This window comes from Pseudomonas sp. BB438 (assembly GCF_057180225.1).
In genome coordinates this window covers 1,863,473-1,879,141 of sequence record NZ_CM170001.1, presented here as the reverse complement: position 1 = coordinate 1,879,141, position 15,669 = coordinate 1,863,473, and the positions used below count along the sequence as shown (strand labels likewise).

Genomic DNA, 15,669 nt, shown 5'->3' with positions numbered 1-15,669 from the left:
CCTTAGCTCTCCCGCCTAGGCAGCTTCCATTCGGCGAAGCGGTCAGCGATGTCGGCCAGCTTCTTCACACCCAGAAAGCCCGTGAATACACCGGCGGCAGTGGCCATGCTTTGAGGCAGGCCAAGCCACTCCATCACGGGGATCAGACCCAGGGTGATCAGCGTACAGAGCGCCGCTTCGAGCAGCGCCTGGCGCCGGGTGCCGCCACCGTAGATAACCCGGATCAGTGCAACCAGGAACGACAGAGCGCCGGCGTACAGCACGGGCGAGTGCTGGCTTAGCCAAGCGAGCACAAGCGCCCACGTCTCCGGTTTGTCGGGCATGTTGGCCATCTCGTTATCCCCTCTGCGGGGCTCAAATGAAATGGCCCAGCACTTGGGCTGGGCCAGAAACGAAAAAGCCCGGCTCAAGGGCCGGGCTCATTCATAAAAAACCGTTTAGCTACGCTTAGCTACCAGCTTCGGGGTTTGAATACCCTGACGAACGCATGCAGCTTGAAGGCTTTCATCGGCCTCCTTGTAACGGCGCAGTTGCTCCAGAGACGTATCCAGGTTCGGCTTCACGTCACCATTGCCATTGAACGCTTTGTTACTCAGCGCGAACGTCTTCATGTGTTGCTCCTTGGTCGGGGAATACGGGGAAGACACAGTCTTTGTTCCCGTAATATGCCTCATACATGTGTTTCAGGTGATGCTGATAAGCGACCTCTTCCAGTACCAACGATGCATTGCTGAGAGTAGTCCATCCTAGCCTATTCAATAATGCATCAAAGAGATCATCAAAAATCTTGATCTTTGCCAACAGAGAGGTTTTCACCGGATCGCCATCCTTTAGGCTCTCTGCGAAGCAGTAGTAATCACCGTTTTGCCCGCAGACTTGGCGGGGGCGGTGGTACATCAAAACCGCAGGCTTCAGCGGCATCAGCGACTTGACATGCGGAGCTGGCCACAGCCAAAACCACAACCACAGAGTCGCAGCGGCGCTCATTAGGTATCGACCAATGGTGATCTCGACTTGAGCCTTCGAATGCACGATCGCTCCAATCAAGGCGAACATCGCATCGACCTCACCACCAGCATTGTGCCGGATATGAACTTCGATCAAATCGCCCTGCTTACCATCCTGCAAGGCCTGAATGATCGGCACAACTGTTGCGACAGTGATCTCGCTGCGCAGTTCAATGACCGTACGACCTACGAGTTCCTCATTCGCCGCTTCTAACTCTGCCGCTGGAGCTGCTCCACCTTCCATCTTTGCCTGATCACCTCATCCCAAAGGCGGCGGATAGTAACTAAATGGCCACATTGTTCACAATGGCATTTAGCCACATCTCTTAATCTGATTTGCAAAAAAACCCGACTCAAGGGTCGGGTTTTAACGCAATCTTCACCGCTAAGCAGACGGATGAGAACATGCAGCAAATTTCGCTCATTTGCGCGCGCAAGTCAACCGCCAACAGCGAATCATGGCAGAAGGCCAGTTCACACATTGGCAGCGATATCACTGAAGAGTGAGGCGGGACAGCCGGTCTAGAGGGGGGCGAGATGTCGTGCGAAGGTTCGCCGAAGCGGCAAAACCGCAATGTGACACGAACTCTATATGCGCTGATTATCACTGTCAATATGTCCAGCCTGTATATCCACTCAGGCTGCCTTGCGTTCCTCCATCAGGAAGCAGGCAGTGATCGCGGACAGCCCTGCGCGAACAAGCATCCGAGCGTCCGCATAGCTGCGGTCCATGCGGTCGCCAACCTCGCGATAGGTGAGGCCGTGGACGAAGTAATAGGTCATGCTCTCCACCACCTCCGGATCATCCGTTACCAGACTGGCGAGGTAGCGATCCACCTGCAGGGCTCGGTCATCACTGATCAGCAAGTCGGGCGACTTGAACCGCTTTTCGTTGGCAGGGTTGCGCAACATGATCGCCAGCAGGGGTGACGCGCAACGCGGCACCCCGTTATCTCGCCACACCCAGAGGCCGTACTGCTCCATCAGGAACTCGGTCGCTTTGATCTTCATGCTGCTCCCCTTTTCAGCTCGCGCACCTTGGCGCGGAAGTGGGCCTTCAGGGCCTTGATCTGTTCAACGTTGAGCTTCAGCGGTTCGTGCTTCCCCTCCAGGCGCGCCACTCGGTCGCTGCCGATGCGCTGGATGAGGCGGATGCGGTACTCCAGGATGTTCCCGGACAGCTGCGTGTTGCAGGGCGAGCACTGCTTGTGGACGTTGTCCTCGTCGAAACGCAGTTCCGGGCAGGCGCCAACGGATCGATAGTGGCCGGCGTCGTACTTGCCCTGGTGGTGGCGGTCACAGGAGATGCAGGGCTTGTCGGCATCGCGCAGGCGGATGTACTCGTTGAAAGCCTGCTGGGCCTCCTTCAGGTGATCCGCCCTGCTCTTCAGCTTCTCTTTGCGCTCCTTGATCTCGCGCCGCTCCCGGCGCTGGAATGCCACCCGATCCTTCTCGCGCTGCGCGGCCACCAGCTTCAGACCACAAAGCGGGCTGCACACGGCCTGCAACTGGCGGTCTGGACTGAAGGGCGCTCGGCATTGCTTGCACTTCTTCGCCTTTGGCTTCTTCTGAAGGGACTGTCGCATTGGTCAGTCCCCTCGATAGTGAGAGCCGCCTGGGCCCTTCTTGTTGTTCCACTCGCTGTCCTTGTTGCCAGCGATGATCGAGCAGCGGATGCGCTCAGACAGGTCGTTCTCGGCCTTGTTGGCCCGCTGCCCGAGCGCCCATGCCAAGTCGTGGATGCTCACGCCCTCTATCCCCCGCGCCACCCAGCCCACGCCGGCGCAATCGCCGCAAGGCAGCTGATAGAACACCCCTTCCACCGTGCCGGTTCCGCGACACGGCCGGCAGCGCTCAACCTGAATCTGATCGCGCTTGAAGTCAGGCCCGTGCTTCTTCGGCATGCGCCCTCCGCTTGATCTCGTCATCCAGGAGGCTGAGTTCGGCGCGGATGTCTCGCCCCTTCGCTTCCAGATCGCGGAGCCTGGTCCAATCGGTCTTCGCCACTTTCCGGGCGCGGATCTTCGAGCCGCCGCGAGTACGCTTGGTCGATACGCCAGCCGCGAAACGCTGGCTCTCACCATTGAGCTTGGCGCGCGCAGCACCATCAGACCTCGCAGCCTGAAGCTGCTCGAAGGTCATTGAGACGATCTGCTCAGGCGTCAGCACGGGCCACCTCGCTTTCTTCCATGTCGGTCTTGATGATCGCCACCACCTCATCACGGGTGGCCAGGTAGAACGACGGTTCGCGGCCACCTGGGCGCGTCACCGTGTAACGGGTCTCCGGCAGCCGGCATACAGCGACGGTGTAGCCGGCATCGGTCATCCAGCAGTCAGTCACCTGTCTACCATCGGCATTACGCTTTGCGCGCCACTTCAAGGGCTCGTTGATCACGGTCACTGCACACCTCCGGTTGTACCTTGCTGCGCTGCCTTGGCCGCCCGCTGTTGCTGGAACATGAGCGTGGCCTGCTGCCGGGAGTACTCCGCCTGAGCCTCTTCGAACGATGGCTTATTTGCCTTCGGCGGCGCCGGCGGTGGCTGGGTGGCCCACTGGGTCCGGTAAGACTCCGCCTTGGCCAGCAGCGAGCCCAGGTCATGGCAGTTCCGCGTCAGGTAGGCATCGCTGATGGTGACGAAGAATGCGGCCACCGCCGGAGCCTCATCGGCACCCAAGCGCTTCAGCAGGTCTCGGACCTGGGCGTTGACCTTGGAGTTGCGAACGGGGTCGGTGCCATAGCGATTGCGATACGCCGCGGCGTATGCCGTCCAGATGGCCCGGCACCCCTCCTGGCGAATCAATTCTTCGTCGGGCTGGCCGGAACCGGCCGGCGAAAGGTTCTTTGATGGTTCTACTGACGGTTCTATTACGGTTCTGGGTGCAGCAGCTGCGGGGGTGGGGTGCACTTCCTGCGGGGCCTGGGGTGCAGCAGGTTCGGGGGTGGGTGCATTTGCTGCGGGGGTGCATTTCTTGCGGGGGCGCACTTTCTGCGGGGGTGCAAATGCTGCTGGGGTTACGGTGAACATGGTCGAGCGGCCCTGGCGGGACTCGATACGCAGAACCTTACATTCGTTCAGCACCTTGATGGCCTGCTGAACCGCCCGCTCGGACAGGCAGGTGCGCTCACCGATCTTCGCCACCGATGGCCAGCAGACACCCTCATCGTTCGCGTTGTCAGCAAGGCTGATCAGGACAGATTTCTGGGCAGGAGTAAGGCCCTGGAGCGGCCAGCAGGCCGACATGATGATCGTGCTCACTGTCCGCGCTCCAACTGGTGCTCGGCCCAGAGACTGGCAACATACTGCACACCCTTCGTGGTGAAGCGCGCTTGGGTGTAGGCGTGGCTGTTGTGCTCACTGGTGCCCGTCCGGGTCTCGAACCGGCCAGCGGCGATGTGGTTGCTGTGGGCTGTGAGCGTGCCGTTCAGGTAGTACATCACCTTCCGCTTGATCAGCATCTCGCGCAGCTGGTGCTCGTTCGCCTTCAGCAGCTTCGCTACCTGGCGGAAGCCCATCGAGCCCTTCGTATCGACGTAGCGGTCGACAAACTCCACCTTCGGAGCAGCGATCATCAGGGCCTGCTCGGCAACCTGGCGCTGCTCGAACTGAACAGCCCAAGCCCTGGCGGCCTCTGCTGGATTGGCGAAGTTGGGAAGCGCCAGCACCGGAGCCTGCATGGCCTCCAGCTCCTGCCACCGATCAACGATCCGGGCAGTGAACTCGGGCGACAGGCGAGCGACCAGTACCAAGCTATCGCGCTTGGACAGAAGGTGCTCGGGGTACTCCTGGCCGTTCTGTTCGTGGACGTAGGGGGTCTCCACAGATTGTGTTACCCCCTGCTCAACCAACTCTCGCGCAGTGCGGAGTACTTGGTCATGGCGTCGACCAGTGAGCTCGGCGATCTCGCGCGAGGTCATCGTCATGCGCGCCACGTTTTGCACAAGGTGATTTCGTGGCGCGGTATTGCTGGTGTCAGAAGTGATGTGCATACTGCCTCCTGCGATCTGAACCCCGGCCCTGTGTCCCCACACCCTGCCGGGGTTTGTTTTTATCGGGCCCCGACCTTCGCTCGAGCGGTCTCGATGACAATGTCGATCTTGTTCTTCGCCTCCTCCCCTTCCCGCTCAATCCGCTTGAACTCCATCCGCGTGACCTTGCCGTCGGCCAGCGCCTCGATGGCAGCTTTCGTCACGTCTGCCGCCTCGCTGGCCATGGCGAGCGTGGCGTTCGCCAGGCAATCGGCCGGCTGAACGTCACGGCGCACCAGGTGGAAGCCAAAGTTGTGCGCCAGTTCCTGCAGCGGTCGGAGATCGCCCGTGTGCAGCAGGATCTGGTAGAGGTGGTTGATGGTCAGCTTGTGCGAGTCGTTGTCCGGGTTCGCGCGCTGCAGCAGGCTCACATGGGGCAAGCCCATCTTGGCCGCCAGCTCCTTGGCCCCGGCGTCTTCTACTGCGTCGTGGCACGCCCTCAGGAACTCTTGCATTCGTAAATCCTCTGGATTCTTTCCGTGGAGCCCGGACAGGGCTGCTGGCAATCTGTAGCTACTGGTCAGGCGGCGCTCTTTGGCGCGCTGGCCCGGAGGACACCCTTCGTGATCAGCTCAAGCTGGTACTGGCGCAGCTCCGGGACTTCTTCCCACTGGCGAACTGCCTCGTAGGAAACCTTCAAGGCTTTGGCCAACTTCGATATCGATCCGAAGTGCTGGATGGCTTGCTTTTTGGTCATGCAGACCTCCTTTGCTGTGCACAAATTCAAGCATGCTTGTACATATAAGGCAAGCATGCTTGGCAAGCGCTCTTGTAGATTGCAGCCAATGAAAACCACTGAACGCATCACCAAGCTCGTGCTCGCAAGGAAACCCGCCATCGGGGTCCGAGGCGTGAAAAGGGACATAGCTACCACTTGTGGGATCAGCTACGAGGCAGTGCGCCAGTGGTTTGCAGGAGACACGGAGAACATCAGGAACGAGAACCTGGTGGCTCTCGCTGAGGGGTACGACACAACTGTCGACTGGCTTCTATCGGGAAAGGGCGAACCGCCGCGAAGGAAATCAACCCCTTCCCCGGAGGGGGCGCCCTCCAAGATACCCACAAGCTCAGCCGACATTGTGCGACGCATGCTTGAGAAGCACGGCAAGGGCCTGAGCGACGATGCTAGACGAAGCATCGTCGATGCTGTCGAAGCAGAGACTCCAGCGCAGGACACCAGCAATGTGATCGTCGCCGACTTTTCCCGGCCTGGCCCAGCAGGCGATGAGATCAGCATCGCGCACTACGACATCCGTGGCGCCATGGGCAACGGCCAGGTGCCGGCCGACTACCCCGAGATGCTGCGCGACGTGAAGGTCAGCCAGGAGCAGCTGCGCAAGCTCGGCGTCACTTACGATGATCCGAATCACCTGAAGATGGTGTACGGCTGGGGCCACTCGATGGCGCCGACCATCAAGCACGCCGATCCGATGATCGTGAACATCAACATCCGTGAGTTCGACGGCGACGGAATCTTCATCTTCACCTGGCAGGGCCACCTCTACATCAAGCGCCTACAGGTTCAGGATGCCGAGCACTTCGAGATGATCTCGGATAACAAGCAGCACAAGGATAGGGTCATCCGGATGGATGAGACCTACATTCACGCCAAGGTGCTCCTGGTGTGGAACGCACATTTGGTTTGAGCAATTGAGGCTTGTGCGTTGAGCCTCGGCAAGCAAGGGAATTGAATGCCAAAACGTGTAATCGCCGAGGAGATCATCCGCCAAAGTGACCAGGGTGTGTCGGTGCGCCCCTTCCTAGTCCGGGCGAGCGATGGTTACCGTTACTTCGTAAAAGGGCTGAACCGTGCCGGCGGGCCCTCTTTGATTTCCGAGGTCATCGCCGCTGAGCTTGGCACCTGCTTAGGGCTTCCGATACCCGAATGGCGCCTGATGGAGATTCCCCAAGGCCTGATCGATTTCAGCCCTGCCGAAAACGTCACGGACCTATCAGGAGGACCAGCCTTCGCCTCAAGGCAGGTTGATAACGTGAACGAGCTGATGTGGGCCGGCTTGAAGAACGTCCCGCTGGAGCTTCAACGCAAACTGCTGGTTTTCGATTGGTGGATCCAGAACGGAGACAGAACCCTTGGCGAGCTAGGCGGGAACGTTAACCTGCTTCTGGACTCTACAGGTAACCTAGTGGTGATTGATCACAACGTCGCCTTCGATGTCACGCTGACCGCGGAGGAGTTTTGCCACAATCACGTATTCCGCGACCAGCTGCGTCATTTCCAAGACCTGGTCACCCGTCAGGATTACGAACGTGAGCTTGACGCAGCGCTTGCACAGTGGGATAGGATTTCAGCCCTGCTCCCCCTAGAGTGGCTTTACCGGGATCAGGATGAGATCGACGAAACTGAACCAACCCTGCGTCAAAGGTATGCAACGCTGCAACTGTTCAGGGATGAGCGCTTCTGGGGGCAGCTATGAACTACTTCTGTAACTACTCGATTCTACGTTTTCTTCCCTATCCTGAGACTGGGGAATTCGTGAATATCGGGGTGGTTCTCCTGGCTAGCAATGGTGAGTTTCGTTACAAGATCGAGACCAAGCGTCAGCGCGTAACCCAGTTCTTCCACAAGCTCGATTCAAAAATCTACATCCGTGCGCGTACCGAGGTAGATCAGGAGCTCGCGCGTCTCTCGAGCTTCTTCAGCAAGCACAGCCATCAGCAGTCGACTCAGCTCGCAGCATTTAAAAGCCTTATCCTTCCGCGCGAAACAATGATGCGCTTCAGTTCGCCAGGTACTATCGCCGTGGATAGGGTCGACGAGGCCCTCGAGTCGATTTTCGATCACTACATCAATTTGAGCTTCGCCAGCAAAGAGTATGAAGAGAAGGTGCTGGAGCGTCAGCTAGGGCACCTATTGGCAGCAGCGAACCTCAAGCAACGCTATAAGGAAGACCGACTGGGTACTAGCGACTACCCGGTGAAATTCCCATATGTGCTGCTCGATGAAGAAGGTGCCGCGCAAGCCATCAAACCCATCCATCTTGGACACGATGAACCCGCCAAAATCCTGGAGCATGGCGATGCTTGGTTGGCTAAAGTTCGGAGACTGCACAAAGTTGATCGGTTGGCGCGTGACACCTTGTTCATTGCTTCTCCGCCGGCACATAAGCCGAAGTTAGTCACAGCCTATAACGACATTGTTGACCAACTCGCTGAAATAGACTCGGTTCGAGTGGTCAGCAATTCGCTACCCGAGCAGCTTTTGCTGGATCAGATTCGGTTAGGAATTCCTGAGTCGATTCACTGAAAAGAGCCCCGCTATTGCGGGGCTCTTTGTTTCTGGCTACCTCTCAGGCTCCATGTCCCTTGCGGCCTTCCGGGCCTCATCGAGGCTAGGGAACGGCCCCGCTCGAACACCCTCGTCGTTGAAGACCACCCAGCCCTTTTCGTTCTGCATGATCTCGTAGCCGTTTTCTCGGTAGATGTCTGGCCCTGCCATAAGAGTCTCCCGCTGGTGAGGTGATATGACGATGCATGAGCCAAAGTGAACCCACAAACGCTTTTTGAAGAGGCTGACAAGTTGTGTATTGCTCACCTCTAAAGCACCTTCCATCTCGCTCAAAAGGTGCATAGCATTCAGCCATCACTGCATGGAGCATCCTCATGGCACGACGCCGACCGCAAACCTTCCAGTCTTGGGCCCTGGGCCTCATCGGCGTGCTCATCACTTGCGTGGTGATGTACTACGCGCGAGTAGCTGCGATCGAGTACATGGCCGAGCGGCAGATTGAGAGGGCGCAGGCAGCCATGGCGAAGATCCAGGAGCAGGCCGCGCACCAGCAACAGCAGCTCCGCCCTGCCCCTCCGTCCCCTCACCAAGTCGATCAGTATGACGCCCAGGTCATGAAGGCTGCAGCTGAGTCACAGCGCCAGCATGACGCTGCATGGGACAAGTTCTACCAAGCACCCCGCGGCTGCGATAACTGGAAGACCGACCAGCAGATGGTCGAGTGCCAGAACCACAAGCTCCGCGCGAAGCGTGAATTTGAGGAAAAGTGGGCAGCAGGACAGCTAAAGACTGACGCCTAGCGGTTCTAAGCCAGGAAAAGGTACAGATATCACCAGCCCCTCATTGGCGGGGCTGGCTTCAAGTAATCCGTCACTTTTTGGGAGGATTGATGGCGCACGCCAGTTTTAGCGCCTTCTCCACCACTATCGAAGCGGCGGCTGCTCCAGCAACCCCAGCTATCGGTATGAGAACGACCTTCAACGCGCCAGCGATCTCATCAATATTGTTGCAGACCGCGCCGGGCATGGCTTGGATCTTTGCTTCACCGGCCAGATCCTCGGCGATAGCGAGTTCAGTTGCTTCCTCCAAAGCCTGCTTAGCTTTAGCTGAAATTGCCATGACTTTTCTCCTTTGGAGTAGCTCCCCATGAGCTACAACGCGGGAGAAATTAGATGGCGCTCGCGGGCGCCGAATCATTCATATGAATGACGGCACTATCAAAACGGCGCCGGCTGATCGTGCAGGTACTGCACCCTGAAGTCGGCCGGTAGCTCCTCCTCTTCTCCCTGGGCGCCCTCGCCCTCCTCTTCACTCGGCTGCCACTCCAGGACAGCCGTCCCATCCTCGAGCTTGGTCACCGTCAGACCATCCGTCTCCGCCAGCTCATCCATCACCTGGCTCCACGCCTCGTCCGTGTCGCTGTCCAGGCGCCAGATCACCGCGCGACGATCCGCCTGAGCCTTCGGGCTTCCCACCATCGCCGAGATTCGCAGGCGCAGACGATCCAGCGTGTGGATGCCGCTTCCCTTGGATGCCGAGACCGCTTGCTTCGTCATTTCCATAGCTCCTTGCCAACACTGTATGCACATACAGTAACTCCAAATCAAGCAAGTTTGCTTGCATATTAAAAACAAGCATGCTTTTATAAATACAAGCCGGCTTGCACGGCGACGCTCTTTAACAACGCACCCAATGACGAATACAGCACCTGCCGCTACCGGCGACCGGCGCACCCATCTAGAGGCCAACTGAGGGGCTGAAAGGTGGGGCGCGGCGAAACGCCAAACCGTGTGAATGACCCGATATGCAGGTGCGAAGGCTGGAGGCCGCCGGTAGCGGCGCCAGCAACCGACAACCAGAGGAGGAGCCTGCCCATGCAGTAGGAAGACCAGCCGGCGAACGGGCCGGCAGTAGCGCGCACCCTGCCCCACACATCAGGGCACCAGAGCTGCGGTAAGGCGCGCTCCATTCACCCAGGACCGATGACCACCACGGCACGCCGATTGGCCGAGGTGACCAGGAAGCTCAAAGCCCACCGAGAAGAAGCTCCCCAAGCGGTCGGCCGCTATGGAAGCAGACGGCACGATGAGTATGCAGCCGCGCAAGAACCCAGCAGGTGCGCGCGGCGCCAATGCATCACTGAAGCGCCTTCCCAAGAGGGCGCTTTGGGATGTGCAAGAAGCTAAGAGCAGGGCAGCTTGCGCAGGCAGGCGGCCGCGGCAGCCCCTCCTATAGCTCCAGCCATGAAGAATATGGGGATAGCGGACAAAAACAGGGAGAAGACGGCGTTTGCTCCTAAGCCCGCGAGTACTCCGGCAATGAGCCTATATCCCAGCGCTAGCGGTTCTCGCTTCCCTATAGCCAGCAAGAGCGCGCCATAGAGCAATCCGGCGAGTAAGGCTGGTATGGAACCCCAAAAGTACACGAACAAAAGGAACAGCATGACGCCTGCAAGAAAGCCGCTGAGACTCACGGAATGCCACCCATAGCCAAAGAATTTGGCGATGTAGCCAGGCAGCAGAAGGCCGAAGGCACCGACGGGGGGACCGATCAGAAGGAATGTCAAAGCCGCTTTACGCAACGGCCGAAGATTCGACCATTGCAACCGCCCTACAGCCACGCCGCGCTCGTCCATGTTTCTCCTCTAGCTCCCTGCGCCAAAGCCCGGCGCCTATACGACGCTTCGAATTCAAGCAGAAAAGCTGAGCACGCGCTGAGCGGGATGGAAAGAAGATGACCACGCAAGCAATGAACGCCCTGACCTGGACGCAGCCCTTCCAGCACGTCAGCCGGCTCGGTACTCCAGGCGCCCAGCGCTGGGCGACGGTCAGCAGCTACGCCAAGACCCTGCACGTGCTCAGCCGCTGGCAGCCGGGCAGCGGCCTTACCCCTGACACCGACAACTTCGAAAGCCTCGATGCCGCCCAGCGCGCCGGCGAGGAATGGACCAACGGTGCCCGCGCCATCCCCACGGGCGATCGCTAGGAGGATGCAGCCATGTAACCGACAGCCCTGGTAGTTCGGCAACAAGCCGGGCGAGCCGCGAAACGCTCACCGACATAAGGCGGACGTGAGCACGGAAAGCCCAGGCCCTAACTGGGCTTTCCTCCTTCCCTTACATGATCCCTTTCGAGAGCACTCCTCCGCGGCGCCCACCGGCGCATAGCCGCGCGCTGGAGTGCTGCCCAAAGGAAGCCACCACCCAGAAGGTGATCGCCATGCAACAGCTGAACATTCGCCCGCAGCTGGCCCAGCTGCTGACCCTGTCCGCCGCCGCCCGCGCGGCCTTCGAAGCGCGGCGCACCATCGTGGTGGAGAAGCCGGCCTACCAGGTGCGCCCCACCGGCCGAGGCTTCTTCCACATTATCGACACCGCCACCGACAAGGCCGCTGGCTTCCGCCGCTCCTACGCCGAAGCGGTCGCCTACGCCAAGCGCCTGACGATCATCAAGCGCGACGACATAGGAGCGGAAGGCTGATGGCCAAGTCCCAGCAAGAACGCAGCAAGGCTGCCGCCGAGAAGCGCCAGCGCCTGGACGAAACGGAGCTGCGCCACCGGGTGCGCCGCGGTACCCGCTCTATGCTGGAGAACCTGATGCGCTGGCATGGCATCGAGGAGCAGGCCGAGGCGATCCAGTTACTGATCATGCATGCCCATGACCTGGGCCCGGAGGGCTCCGCTCCCCTTCTCGCCATTCCGCGCCACGATTTCACGCCATCCGATTTCGTGGCGCGTCAGCTCGAAAGGCTCGGCAGGAAGGAGGCTGAACTGCTGGACCGGAGCGAGGCGTGAGCAGGCCTCTCTGCCTTCACGTCGCCTACTACCAGGGTCGCAAGGCCCGCGAAGAAGGCCGGCCTTTCCTTCCCCCACACGGGTTCAGCGCGGCCCGCTTCTGGTGGGTAGCCGGCTGGAACGACCGCGACATCGAGTGCCACGCCCTCGACGCTGCATAACCCCATCACCACGCCATCCGCTGCACTCGCGGCGCGGCGGCGCTCTACCTGGAGAAACCATGACCACCCAGTCTGACATCATCAAGCCGGACTCTCGCATCGTGGTCCAGTTCAGCTGCGGCGCCGCCTCGGCGGTTGCCGGCAAGCTGGCCTTGGCTCAGTACGGCGCCACCCACGATGTTCAGTTCCTGAACGCCTTCCTGGCCAACGAGCATGAGGATAATCGCCGCTTCCTCGCTGACTGCCAGGTCTGGACTGGCCGGTCCTTCACGGTGCTGCGCGACGAGAAGTACGGCGCCGACGCGCTCAACGTCTTCCGCCGCGAGCGCTACATGAAAGGTCGCACCGGCGCGCCCTGTACCAAGCTGCTGAAGCGCCGCTTGCTGGACGCATGGAAGCGTCCCGGCGACGTCATGGTGCTTGGCTTCACAGCCGAAGAGATCGACCGCCTGGATGACTTTCGCGAGCGAAACCCTGACCGCCCTGTAATCGCCCCGCTGATTGAGCGCGGACTGGATAAGGAGGATTGCAAAGCGATCATCCAGCGCGCCGGCATAGAGCTGCCGCTGATGTACCAGCTGGGCTACGAAAACGCCAACTGCATCGGTTGCGTAAAGGGTGGTGAGGGTTACTTCCGGGCGATCCGTGAAGACTTCCCCGAGCAATTCGAGGCGCTGTGTGTGATCCAGGACGACCTTGGCCCAGGTTCCTACCTGTTCCGGAATCGCGAGACAAACGTACGCTTCTCACTACGCCAGCTTGGCGAGGGGCCAGTAAGGCGTAACGAGAAGATCCCAGCATGCTCGTTCTTCTGCGAGATCGCATCCGCAGAGCTGATCCATAAGGAGCGCGCATGATCCGCCAGTCCGAACCGACTTACTGGGCGCGCCTCTTCCTGTCAGGGCCAGTCGAGGAAGCTAAACAGATCATCCGGCAGGAGTGTCGGCGGGAAGGCCTATGCGTAACGGTGGAGCCCACCACCTTCATCTACACCGGCGGCGAAGAAGCCGGGTATGTGGTCGGCCTGATCAACTATCCGCGCTTTCCTTCTTCACCCGAAGCCCTAGAGCAGAGGGCAAGAACACTTATGGAACTGTTGCTCCATGGCACCTATCAAGACTCCGCCCTGATGATGACCCCAAGCAATACGGAGTGGATCAGCCTTCGCCACGGCATCAACGAAACGGAGGGCTAGTCCACGCAAGGTTTGCCTCACTGATGATGGCAATCTCGCCGGGGTTGTCCGCTCTCCACGCCTTCAGCCAATTGATTGCTTCTTGCAGGTTAAACATTTGCCCCGGCAAACGGCCTGCCAGATGGGTACGCGTCACGAAGTACGGGCCGCAGGCGTAGCAATTGAAGCCAACGCCATCAATCCCCTTCCCGTTCGGCAGGTTCGCTACATCAGCCGCACAAATTACGCACGTCATAACGCCTCCTTGACCCGGCCCCATGCCGGGCCATCCGAACCTACCCCACTCCATGCCATTGCGCCACTACGGCATAAAGATGCCCGGCAGAGCCGGGCTTAGGCGGAATTACACGCGCTGAATTGTGCAGAAGGGCTGTTGAGGCGGATCGACAGACTGCCCCGACGACATCAGGATCAGTCCTACTACGGCGATGTTTTTGAAGAGGTATTTGCAGCTGCATATGCAGCGCCTATGCTTGGGCATGAGTACGTTCTCCTATGATCATGCTCACCTAGGCCCTCAGGTGGTAACGACACCTGGGGGCTTTCTATTTCTGTGCCCCTTGGACCTGCTTTCAAGGATAGATCGTTCTTTGGTGTGTAAAGGGCAAACCCGCGAGAAGTAACAGAAGTTCACTTGGCAAACAGGCTATCACGCTTGTTTCGACCCGCCTGTTTTTCTCCATCGCGCCTTAGCCTTTACGCGCAGACTACACCGCTCCTTCGCGCATGAAGGACGAAGCGCCTGGCCACAGGCCAATCCCCTCCTGACTCCCCTGCCTAACTTCACCAGCGCCGAAATTTGGCGCGAGGATTCCCTATGCCCGCAGAAAAGAGCCTGGCGTCTGGCGATCAGCTGGACGCTTCCACCTGGGACAATTTCGTCCAGCGCCTGTGCCATGACTGCCGTGGCATATCCGCCGGAGCGGCCGGAGTACGACGACCACGGCAGACCGCTGCGCGCCACAAAGGCATGACTACCCCAACACTGAACCCGCCGGCGCCAGCCGGCGAGGAGGCCTCGTCATGTTCATGACACAGGAAGAAGTGGCCGACCTGACCGGCCGCACCCGCGCCAGCGCGCAGATCCGCTGGCTGGATGAACACCAGCTCGGCTACGTGATCGACGCCAACGGGCGTCCGAAGGTCCTGCGGGAGGTAGTATTGTCCCGTCTGGGCTCCCGCCAGCAGCAGAAGAAAGAGCCGCGGCTACGCCTGACAGGCTCGTGAGGAGAGAGGCATGCGCCCGAGGAAGAAGGACCGTCACCTGCCGGCGTGCATGTATCACAAGCACGGCGCCTACTACCTGGTGAGGAAAGGGAAGTGGGAGCGTCTGGGCGAGGACTACCAGGCGGCGCTGCTGGAGTACGCCAGGAAGACCTCCCAGGCGAACACCGGCGGGATGGCGGCGCTGATCGACAAGGCACTGAAGCACCACATCAAGATCAAGAAACTCGCGGCAAACACCGTACTGCAGTACGAGCAGGCTGCGGAGCGGTTGAAGGACATCTTCGCCGAGTTCGAACCTGAGCAGGTACTGCCGAAGCACATCGCGGCGGTGAAGGTCGACTTGGCCGGCACGCCGAACATGTGCAACCGCATTCTTTCCTTCGCCCGCGTGGTGTTCGGCTACGCCCTGGAGTGGGGAATGGTCGACTCGAACCCCTGCATCGGCATCAAGCGGCATGAGGAGGCGCGCCGCGATCGCTACATCACGGACGCGGAGTTCGCAGCGATACTGAACGCTTGCAGCCCCTACATCCGCAACATCCTGGAGATGGCCTACCTCACCGGGCAGCGGATCAGCGACGTGATCAGCATCCACCTCTCCGACATTTCCGAGGACGGGATTGCCTTCACCCAGCAGAAGACCGGGTCGAAGCTCATCGTCTCGATGACGCCAGACCTTGAGGAGGTTATCGCCAGGGCGAAGGCTCTGCCGCGCAAGATCCGAACTCTCACCCTGTTCTGCGCGCGCGCCGGGCGCCCGGTGTCCTACCACACGGTCAAGGAAGCATTCGCCAAGGCCAGGGAGCAAGTCGGTGTGACCGACGTGACCATCCACGATATCCGTGCGAAGTCACTGACCGACGCCGACAACGAAGGGAAGAACGCCCAGGTCTTGGGTGGCCACTCCGATCCGAGAATGACTGCGCGATACCTTCGCGGGCGGTTGCCGAAGATCGCTCAGGCCCCGACAATGCCTGCCAAAGTTCGCTGAAGTATTAGACAGATACCCCC

The 15,669-nt window shown here is 59.8% G+C and carries 27 protein-coding genes; 12 read left to right on the top strand and 15 right to left on the bottom strand.

Annotated features, from left to right (window positions below):
- Positions 1-2: 2 nt before the first annotated feature.
- The 12 genes from AC1ZV1_RS08790 to AC1ZV1_RS08735 all read right to left on the bottom strand — a co-directional run bounded on the left by AC1ZV1_RS08790 (position 3) and on the right by AC1ZV1_RS08735 (position 5,732).
- The gene (locus tag AC1ZV1_RS08790; RefSeq protein ID WP_279834319.1) at positions 3-332 is read right to left on the bottom strand and encodes a phage holin, lambda family; all 330 of its coding nucleotides are present in this window, start codon (positions 330-332) and stop codon (positions 3-5) included.
- Between the two features lie 105 nt (positions 333-437).
- Positions 438-611 carry a hypothetical protein gene (locus AC1ZV1_RS08785; protein ID WP_484296364.1) on the bottom strand — a complete coding sequence of 58 codons (174 nt, stop codon included), beginning with the start codon at positions 609-611 and terminating at the stop codon, positions 438-440.
- Positions 589-1,251 (bottom strand): hypothetical protein, encoded by a 663-nt coding sequence (locus AC1ZV1_RS08780; protein WP_484296363.1) that lies wholly within the window; start codon positions 1,249-1,251, stop codon positions 589-591. Before AC1ZV1_RS08780 ends, AC1ZV1_RS08785 begins: the two co-directional genes overlap by 23 nt.
- 392 nt (positions 1,252-1,643) lie before the next feature.
- Complete coding sequence (locus AC1ZV1_RS08775; RefSeq protein ID WP_484296362.1) at positions 1,644-2,018, bottom strand: antiterminator Q family protein; 375 nt, start codon at positions 2,016-2,018, stop codon at positions 1,644-1,646.
- Positions 2,015-2,593, bottom strand: a complete 579-nt coding sequence (locus AC1ZV1_RS08770; protein WP_484296361.1) for a recombination protein NinG — start codon at positions 2,591-2,593, stop codon at positions 2,015-2,017. The genes AC1ZV1_RS08775 and AC1ZV1_RS08770 overlap by 4 nt, the downstream gene beginning before the upstream one ends.
- Positions 2,594-2,596: 3 nt before the next feature.
- Complete coding sequence (locus tag AC1ZV1_RS08765; RefSeq protein WP_484296360.1) at positions 2,597-2,911, bottom strand: hypothetical protein; 315 nt, start codon at positions 2,909-2,911, stop codon at positions 2,597-2,599.
- Positions 2,889-3,176, bottom strand: coding sequence for a hypothetical protein (locus AC1ZV1_RS08760; protein WP_484296359.1), 288 nt, complete (start codon positions 3,174-3,176; stop codon positions 2,889-2,891). Before AC1ZV1_RS08760 ends, AC1ZV1_RS08765 begins: the two co-directional genes overlap by 23 nt.
- Positions 3,163-3,348: a hypothetical protein gene (locus AC1ZV1_RS08755; protein ID WP_484296358.1), complete on the bottom strand. Its 186-nt coding sequence runs from the start codon at positions 3,346-3,348 to the stop codon at positions 3,163-3,165. The genes AC1ZV1_RS08760 and AC1ZV1_RS08755 overlap by 14 nt, the downstream gene beginning before the upstream one ends.
- 56 nt (positions 3,349-3,404) lie before the next feature.
- Positions 3,405-4,265 carry a helix-turn-helix domain-containing protein gene (locus tag AC1ZV1_RS08750; protein ID WP_484296357.1) on the bottom strand — a complete coding sequence of 287 codons (861 nt, stop codon included), beginning with the start codon at positions 4,263-4,265 and terminating at the stop codon, positions 3,405-3,407.
- Complete coding sequence (locus AC1ZV1_RS08745; RefSeq protein WP_484296356.1) at positions 4,262-4,996, bottom strand: phage antirepressor KilAC domain-containing protein; 735 nt, start codon at positions 4,994-4,996, stop codon at positions 4,262-4,264. Before AC1ZV1_RS08745 ends, AC1ZV1_RS08750 begins: the two co-directional genes overlap by 4 nt.
- Before the next feature lie 59 nt (positions 4,997-5,055).
- The gene (locus AC1ZV1_RS08740; protein WP_484296355.1) at positions 5,056-5,490 is read right to left on the bottom strand and encodes a phage regulatory CII family protein; all 435 of its coding nucleotides are present in this window, start codon (positions 5,488-5,490) and stop codon (positions 5,056-5,058) included.
- Positions 5,491-5,555: 65 nt separating this feature from the next.
- Positions 5,556-5,732: a Cro/CI family transcriptional regulator gene (locus tag AC1ZV1_RS08735; RefSeq protein ID WP_205337549.1), complete on the bottom strand. Its 177-nt coding sequence runs from the start codon at positions 5,730-5,732 to the stop codon at positions 5,556-5,558.
- An 88-nt stretch (positions 5,733-5,820) separates the two neighbouring features.
- On the opposite strand from AC1ZV1_RS08735, the gene AC1ZV1_RS08730 reads away from it, so the two are divergent.
- The 4 genes from AC1ZV1_RS08730 (at position 5,821) to AC1ZV1_RS08715 (ending at position 9,082) form a co-directional block, all read left to right on the top strand.
- The gene (locus tag AC1ZV1_RS08730) at positions 5,821-6,681 is read left to right on the top strand and encodes an XRE family transcriptional regulator (RefSeq protein WP_484296354.1); all 861 of its coding nucleotides are present in this window, start codon (positions 5,821-5,823) and stop codon (positions 6,679-6,681) included.
- Between the two features lie 45 nt (positions 6,682-6,726).
- The gene (locus tag AC1ZV1_RS08725) at positions 6,727-7,470 is read left to right on the top strand and encodes a HipA family kinase (RefSeq protein ID WP_484296353.1); all 744 of its coding nucleotides are present in this window, start codon (positions 6,727-6,729) and stop codon (positions 7,468-7,470) included.
- Entirely contained in the window at positions 7,467-8,300 is an 834-nt protein-coding gene (locus tag AC1ZV1_RS08720) for a DUF3037 domain-containing protein (RefSeq protein WP_484296352.1), read from the top strand. Before AC1ZV1_RS08725 ends, AC1ZV1_RS08720 begins: the two co-directional genes overlap by 4 nt.
- 356 nt (positions 8,301-8,656) lie before the next feature.
- Positions 8,657-9,082: a hypothetical protein gene (locus AC1ZV1_RS08715; RefSeq protein WP_484296351.1), complete on the top strand. Its 426-nt coding sequence runs from the start codon at positions 8,657-8,659 to the stop codon at positions 9,080-9,082.
- A 70-nt stretch (positions 9,083-9,152) separates the two neighbouring features.
- On the opposite strand, the gene AC1ZV1_RS08710 is transcribed toward AC1ZV1_RS08715, so the two are convergent.
- The 3 genes from AC1ZV1_RS08710 to AC1ZV1_RS08700 form a co-directional block, all read right to left on the bottom strand.
- The gene (locus tag AC1ZV1_RS08710) at positions 9,153-9,401 is read right to left on the bottom strand and encodes a hypothetical protein (protein ID WP_484296350.1); all 249 of its coding nucleotides are present in this window, start codon (positions 9,399-9,401) and stop codon (positions 9,153-9,155) included.
- A 98-nt stretch (positions 9,402-9,499) separates the two neighbouring features.
- Positions 9,500-9,838 (bottom strand): DUF1654 domain-containing protein, encoded by a 339-nt coding sequence (locus AC1ZV1_RS08705; RefSeq protein WP_484296349.1) that lies wholly within the window; start codon positions 9,836-9,838, stop codon positions 9,500-9,502.
- A gap of 626 nt (positions 9,839-10,464) precedes the next feature.
- The gene (locus tag AC1ZV1_RS08700; RefSeq protein WP_484296348.1) at positions 10,465-10,917 is read right to left on the bottom strand and encodes a hypothetical protein; all 453 of its coding nucleotides are present in this window, start codon (positions 10,915-10,917) and stop codon (positions 10,465-10,467) included.
- 98 nt (positions 10,918-11,015) lie between these two features.
- Here AC1ZV1_RS08700 and AC1ZV1_RS08695 point away from each other — a divergent pair, with 98 nt between their 5' ends.
- From AC1ZV1_RS08695 to AC1ZV1_RS08660, 8 genes are all read left to right on the top strand, one after another.
- The gene (locus AC1ZV1_RS08695; RefSeq protein WP_484296347.1) at positions 11,016-11,267 is read left to right on the top strand and encodes a hypothetical protein; all 252 of its coding nucleotides are present in this window, start codon (positions 11,016-11,018) and stop codon (positions 11,265-11,267) included.
- Positions 11,268-11,500: 233 nt separating this feature from the next.
- Positions 11,501-11,761 (top strand): hypothetical protein, encoded by a 261-nt coding sequence (locus tag AC1ZV1_RS08690; protein ID WP_484296346.1) that lies wholly within the window; start codon positions 11,501-11,503, stop codon positions 11,759-11,761.
- Positions 11,761-12,075 carry a hypothetical protein gene (locus tag AC1ZV1_RS08685; protein ID WP_484296345.1) on the top strand — a complete coding sequence of 105 codons (315 nt, stop codon included), beginning with the start codon at positions 11,761-11,763 and terminating at the stop codon, positions 12,073-12,075. The genes AC1ZV1_RS08690 and AC1ZV1_RS08685 overlap by 1 nt, the downstream gene beginning before the upstream one ends.
- Entirely contained in the window at positions 12,072-12,236 is a 165-nt protein-coding gene (locus AC1ZV1_RS08680; protein WP_484296344.1) for a hypothetical protein, read from the top strand. Before AC1ZV1_RS08685 ends, AC1ZV1_RS08680 begins: the two co-directional genes overlap by 4 nt.
- Positions 12,237-12,295: 59 nt before the next feature.
- A complete protein-coding gene (locus AC1ZV1_RS08675; RefSeq protein WP_484296343.1) occupies positions 12,296-13,093 on the top strand; it encodes a hypothetical protein in 798 nt (265 codons plus the stop codon).
- The gene (locus tag AC1ZV1_RS08670) at positions 13,090-13,431 is read left to right on the top strand and encodes a hypothetical protein (protein ID WP_484296342.1); all 342 of its coding nucleotides are present in this window, start codon (positions 13,090-13,092) and stop codon (positions 13,429-13,431) included. Before AC1ZV1_RS08675 ends, AC1ZV1_RS08670 begins: the two co-directional genes overlap by 4 nt.
- 1,023 nt (positions 13,432-14,454) lie before the next feature.
- Positions 14,455-14,658 carry a DUF4224 domain-containing protein gene (locus AC1ZV1_RS08665; protein WP_243778939.1) on the top strand — a complete coding sequence of 68 codons (204 nt, stop codon included), beginning with the start codon at positions 14,455-14,457 and terminating at the stop codon, positions 14,656-14,658.
- Positions 14,659-14,668: 10 nt separating this feature from the next.
- Positions 14,669-15,649 carry a tyrosine-type recombinase/integrase gene (locus AC1ZV1_RS08660; RefSeq protein WP_484296341.1) on the top strand — a complete coding sequence of 327 codons (981 nt, stop codon included), beginning with the start codon at positions 14,669-14,671 and terminating at the stop codon, positions 15,647-15,649.
- Positions 15,650-15,669 lie beyond the last annotated feature (20 nt).

Excerpts from the sequence above, each read along its gene's own strand:
- AC1ZV1_RS08725 (WP_484296353.1), top strand. The coding sequence starts at position 6,727 with ATGCCAAAACGTGTAATCGCCGAGGAGATCATCCGCCAAAGTGACCAG.
- AC1ZV1_RS08745 (WP_484296356.1), bottom strand. The coding sequence starts at position 4,996 with ATGCACATCACTTCTGACACCAGCAATACCGCGCCACGAAATCACCTT.
- AC1ZV1_RS08770 (WP_484296361.1), bottom strand. The coding sequence starts at position 2,593 with ATGCGACAGTCCCTTCAGAAGAAGCCAAAGGCGAAGAAGTGCAAGCAA.
- AC1ZV1_RS08700 (WP_484296348.1), bottom strand. The coding sequence starts at position 10,917 with ATGGACGAGCGCGGCGTGGCTGTAGGGCGGTTGCAATGGTCGAATCTT.
- AC1ZV1_RS08775 (WP_484296362.1), bottom strand. The coding sequence starts at position 2,018 with ATGAAGATCAAAGCGACCGAGTTCCTGATGGAGCAGTACGGCCTCTGG.
- AC1ZV1_RS08685 (WP_484296345.1), top strand. The coding sequence starts at position 11,761 with ATGGCCAAGTCCCAGCAAGAACGCAGCAAGGCTGCCGCCGAGAAGCGC.
- AC1ZV1_RS08705 (WP_484296349.1), bottom strand. The coding sequence starts at position 9,838 with ATGACGAAGCAAGCGGTCTCGGCATCCAAGGGAAGCGGCATCCACACG.
- AC1ZV1_RS08765 (WP_484296360.1), bottom strand. The coding sequence starts at position 2,911 with ATGCCGAAGAAGCACGGGCCTGACTTCAAGCGCGATCAGATTCAGGTT.
- AC1ZV1_RS08675 (WP_484296343.1), top strand. The coding sequence starts at position 12,296 with ATGACCACCCAGTCTGACATCATCAAGCCGGACTCTCGCATCGTGGTC.
- AC1ZV1_RS08695 (WP_484296347.1), top strand. The coding sequence starts at position 11,016 with ATGACCACGCAAGCAATGAACGCCCTGACCTGGACGCAGCCCTTCCAG.
- AC1ZV1_RS08740 (WP_484296355.1), bottom strand. The coding sequence starts at position 5,490 with ATGCAAGAGTTCCTGAGGGCGTGCCACGACGCAGTAGAAGACGCCGGG.
- AC1ZV1_RS08670 (WP_484296342.1), top strand. The coding sequence starts at position 13,090 with ATGATCCGCCAGTCCGAACCGACTTACTGGGCGCGCCTCTTCCTGTCA.
- AC1ZV1_RS08735 (WP_205337549.1), bottom strand. The coding sequence starts at position 5,732 with ATGACCAAAAAGCAAGCCATCCAGCACTTCGGATCGATATCGAAGTTG.
- AC1ZV1_RS08790 (WP_279834319.1), bottom strand. The coding sequence starts at position 332 with ATGGCCAACATGCCCGACAAACCGGAGACGTGGGCGCTTGTGCTCGCT.
- AC1ZV1_RS08780 (WP_484296363.1), bottom strand. The coding sequence starts at position 1,251 with ATGGAAGGTGGAGCAGCTCCAGCGGCAGAGTTAGAAGCGGCGAATGAG.
- AC1ZV1_RS08730 (WP_484296354.1), top strand. The coding sequence starts at position 5,821 with ATGAAAACCACTGAACGCATCACCAAGCTCGTGCTCGCAAGGAAACCC.
- AC1ZV1_RS08715 (WP_484296351.1), top strand. The coding sequence starts at position 8,657 with ATGGCACGACGCCGACCGCAAACCTTCCAGTCTTGGGCCCTGGGCCTC.
- AC1ZV1_RS08660 (WP_484296341.1), top strand. The coding sequence starts at position 14,669 with ATGCGCCCGAGGAAGAAGGACCGTCACCTGCCGGCGTGCATGTATCAC.
- AC1ZV1_RS08690 (WP_484296346.1), top strand. The coding sequence starts at position 11,501 with ATGCAACAGCTGAACATTCGCCCGCAGCTGGCCCAGCTGCTGACCCTG.
- AC1ZV1_RS08720 (WP_484296352.1), top strand. The coding sequence starts at position 7,467 with ATGAACTACTTCTGTAACTACTCGATTCTACGTTTTCTTCCCTATCCT.
- AC1ZV1_RS08785 (WP_484296364.1), bottom strand. The coding sequence starts at position 611 with ATGAAGACGTTCGCGCTGAGTAACAAAGCGTTCAATGGCAATGGTGAC.
- AC1ZV1_RS08710 (WP_484296350.1), bottom strand. The coding sequence starts at position 9,401 with ATGGCAATTTCAGCTAAAGCTAAGCAGGCTTTGGAGGAAGCAACTGAA.
- AC1ZV1_RS08665 (WP_243778939.1), top strand. The coding sequence starts at position 14,455 with ATGTTCATGACACAGGAAGAAGTGGCCGACCTGACCGGCCGCACCCGC.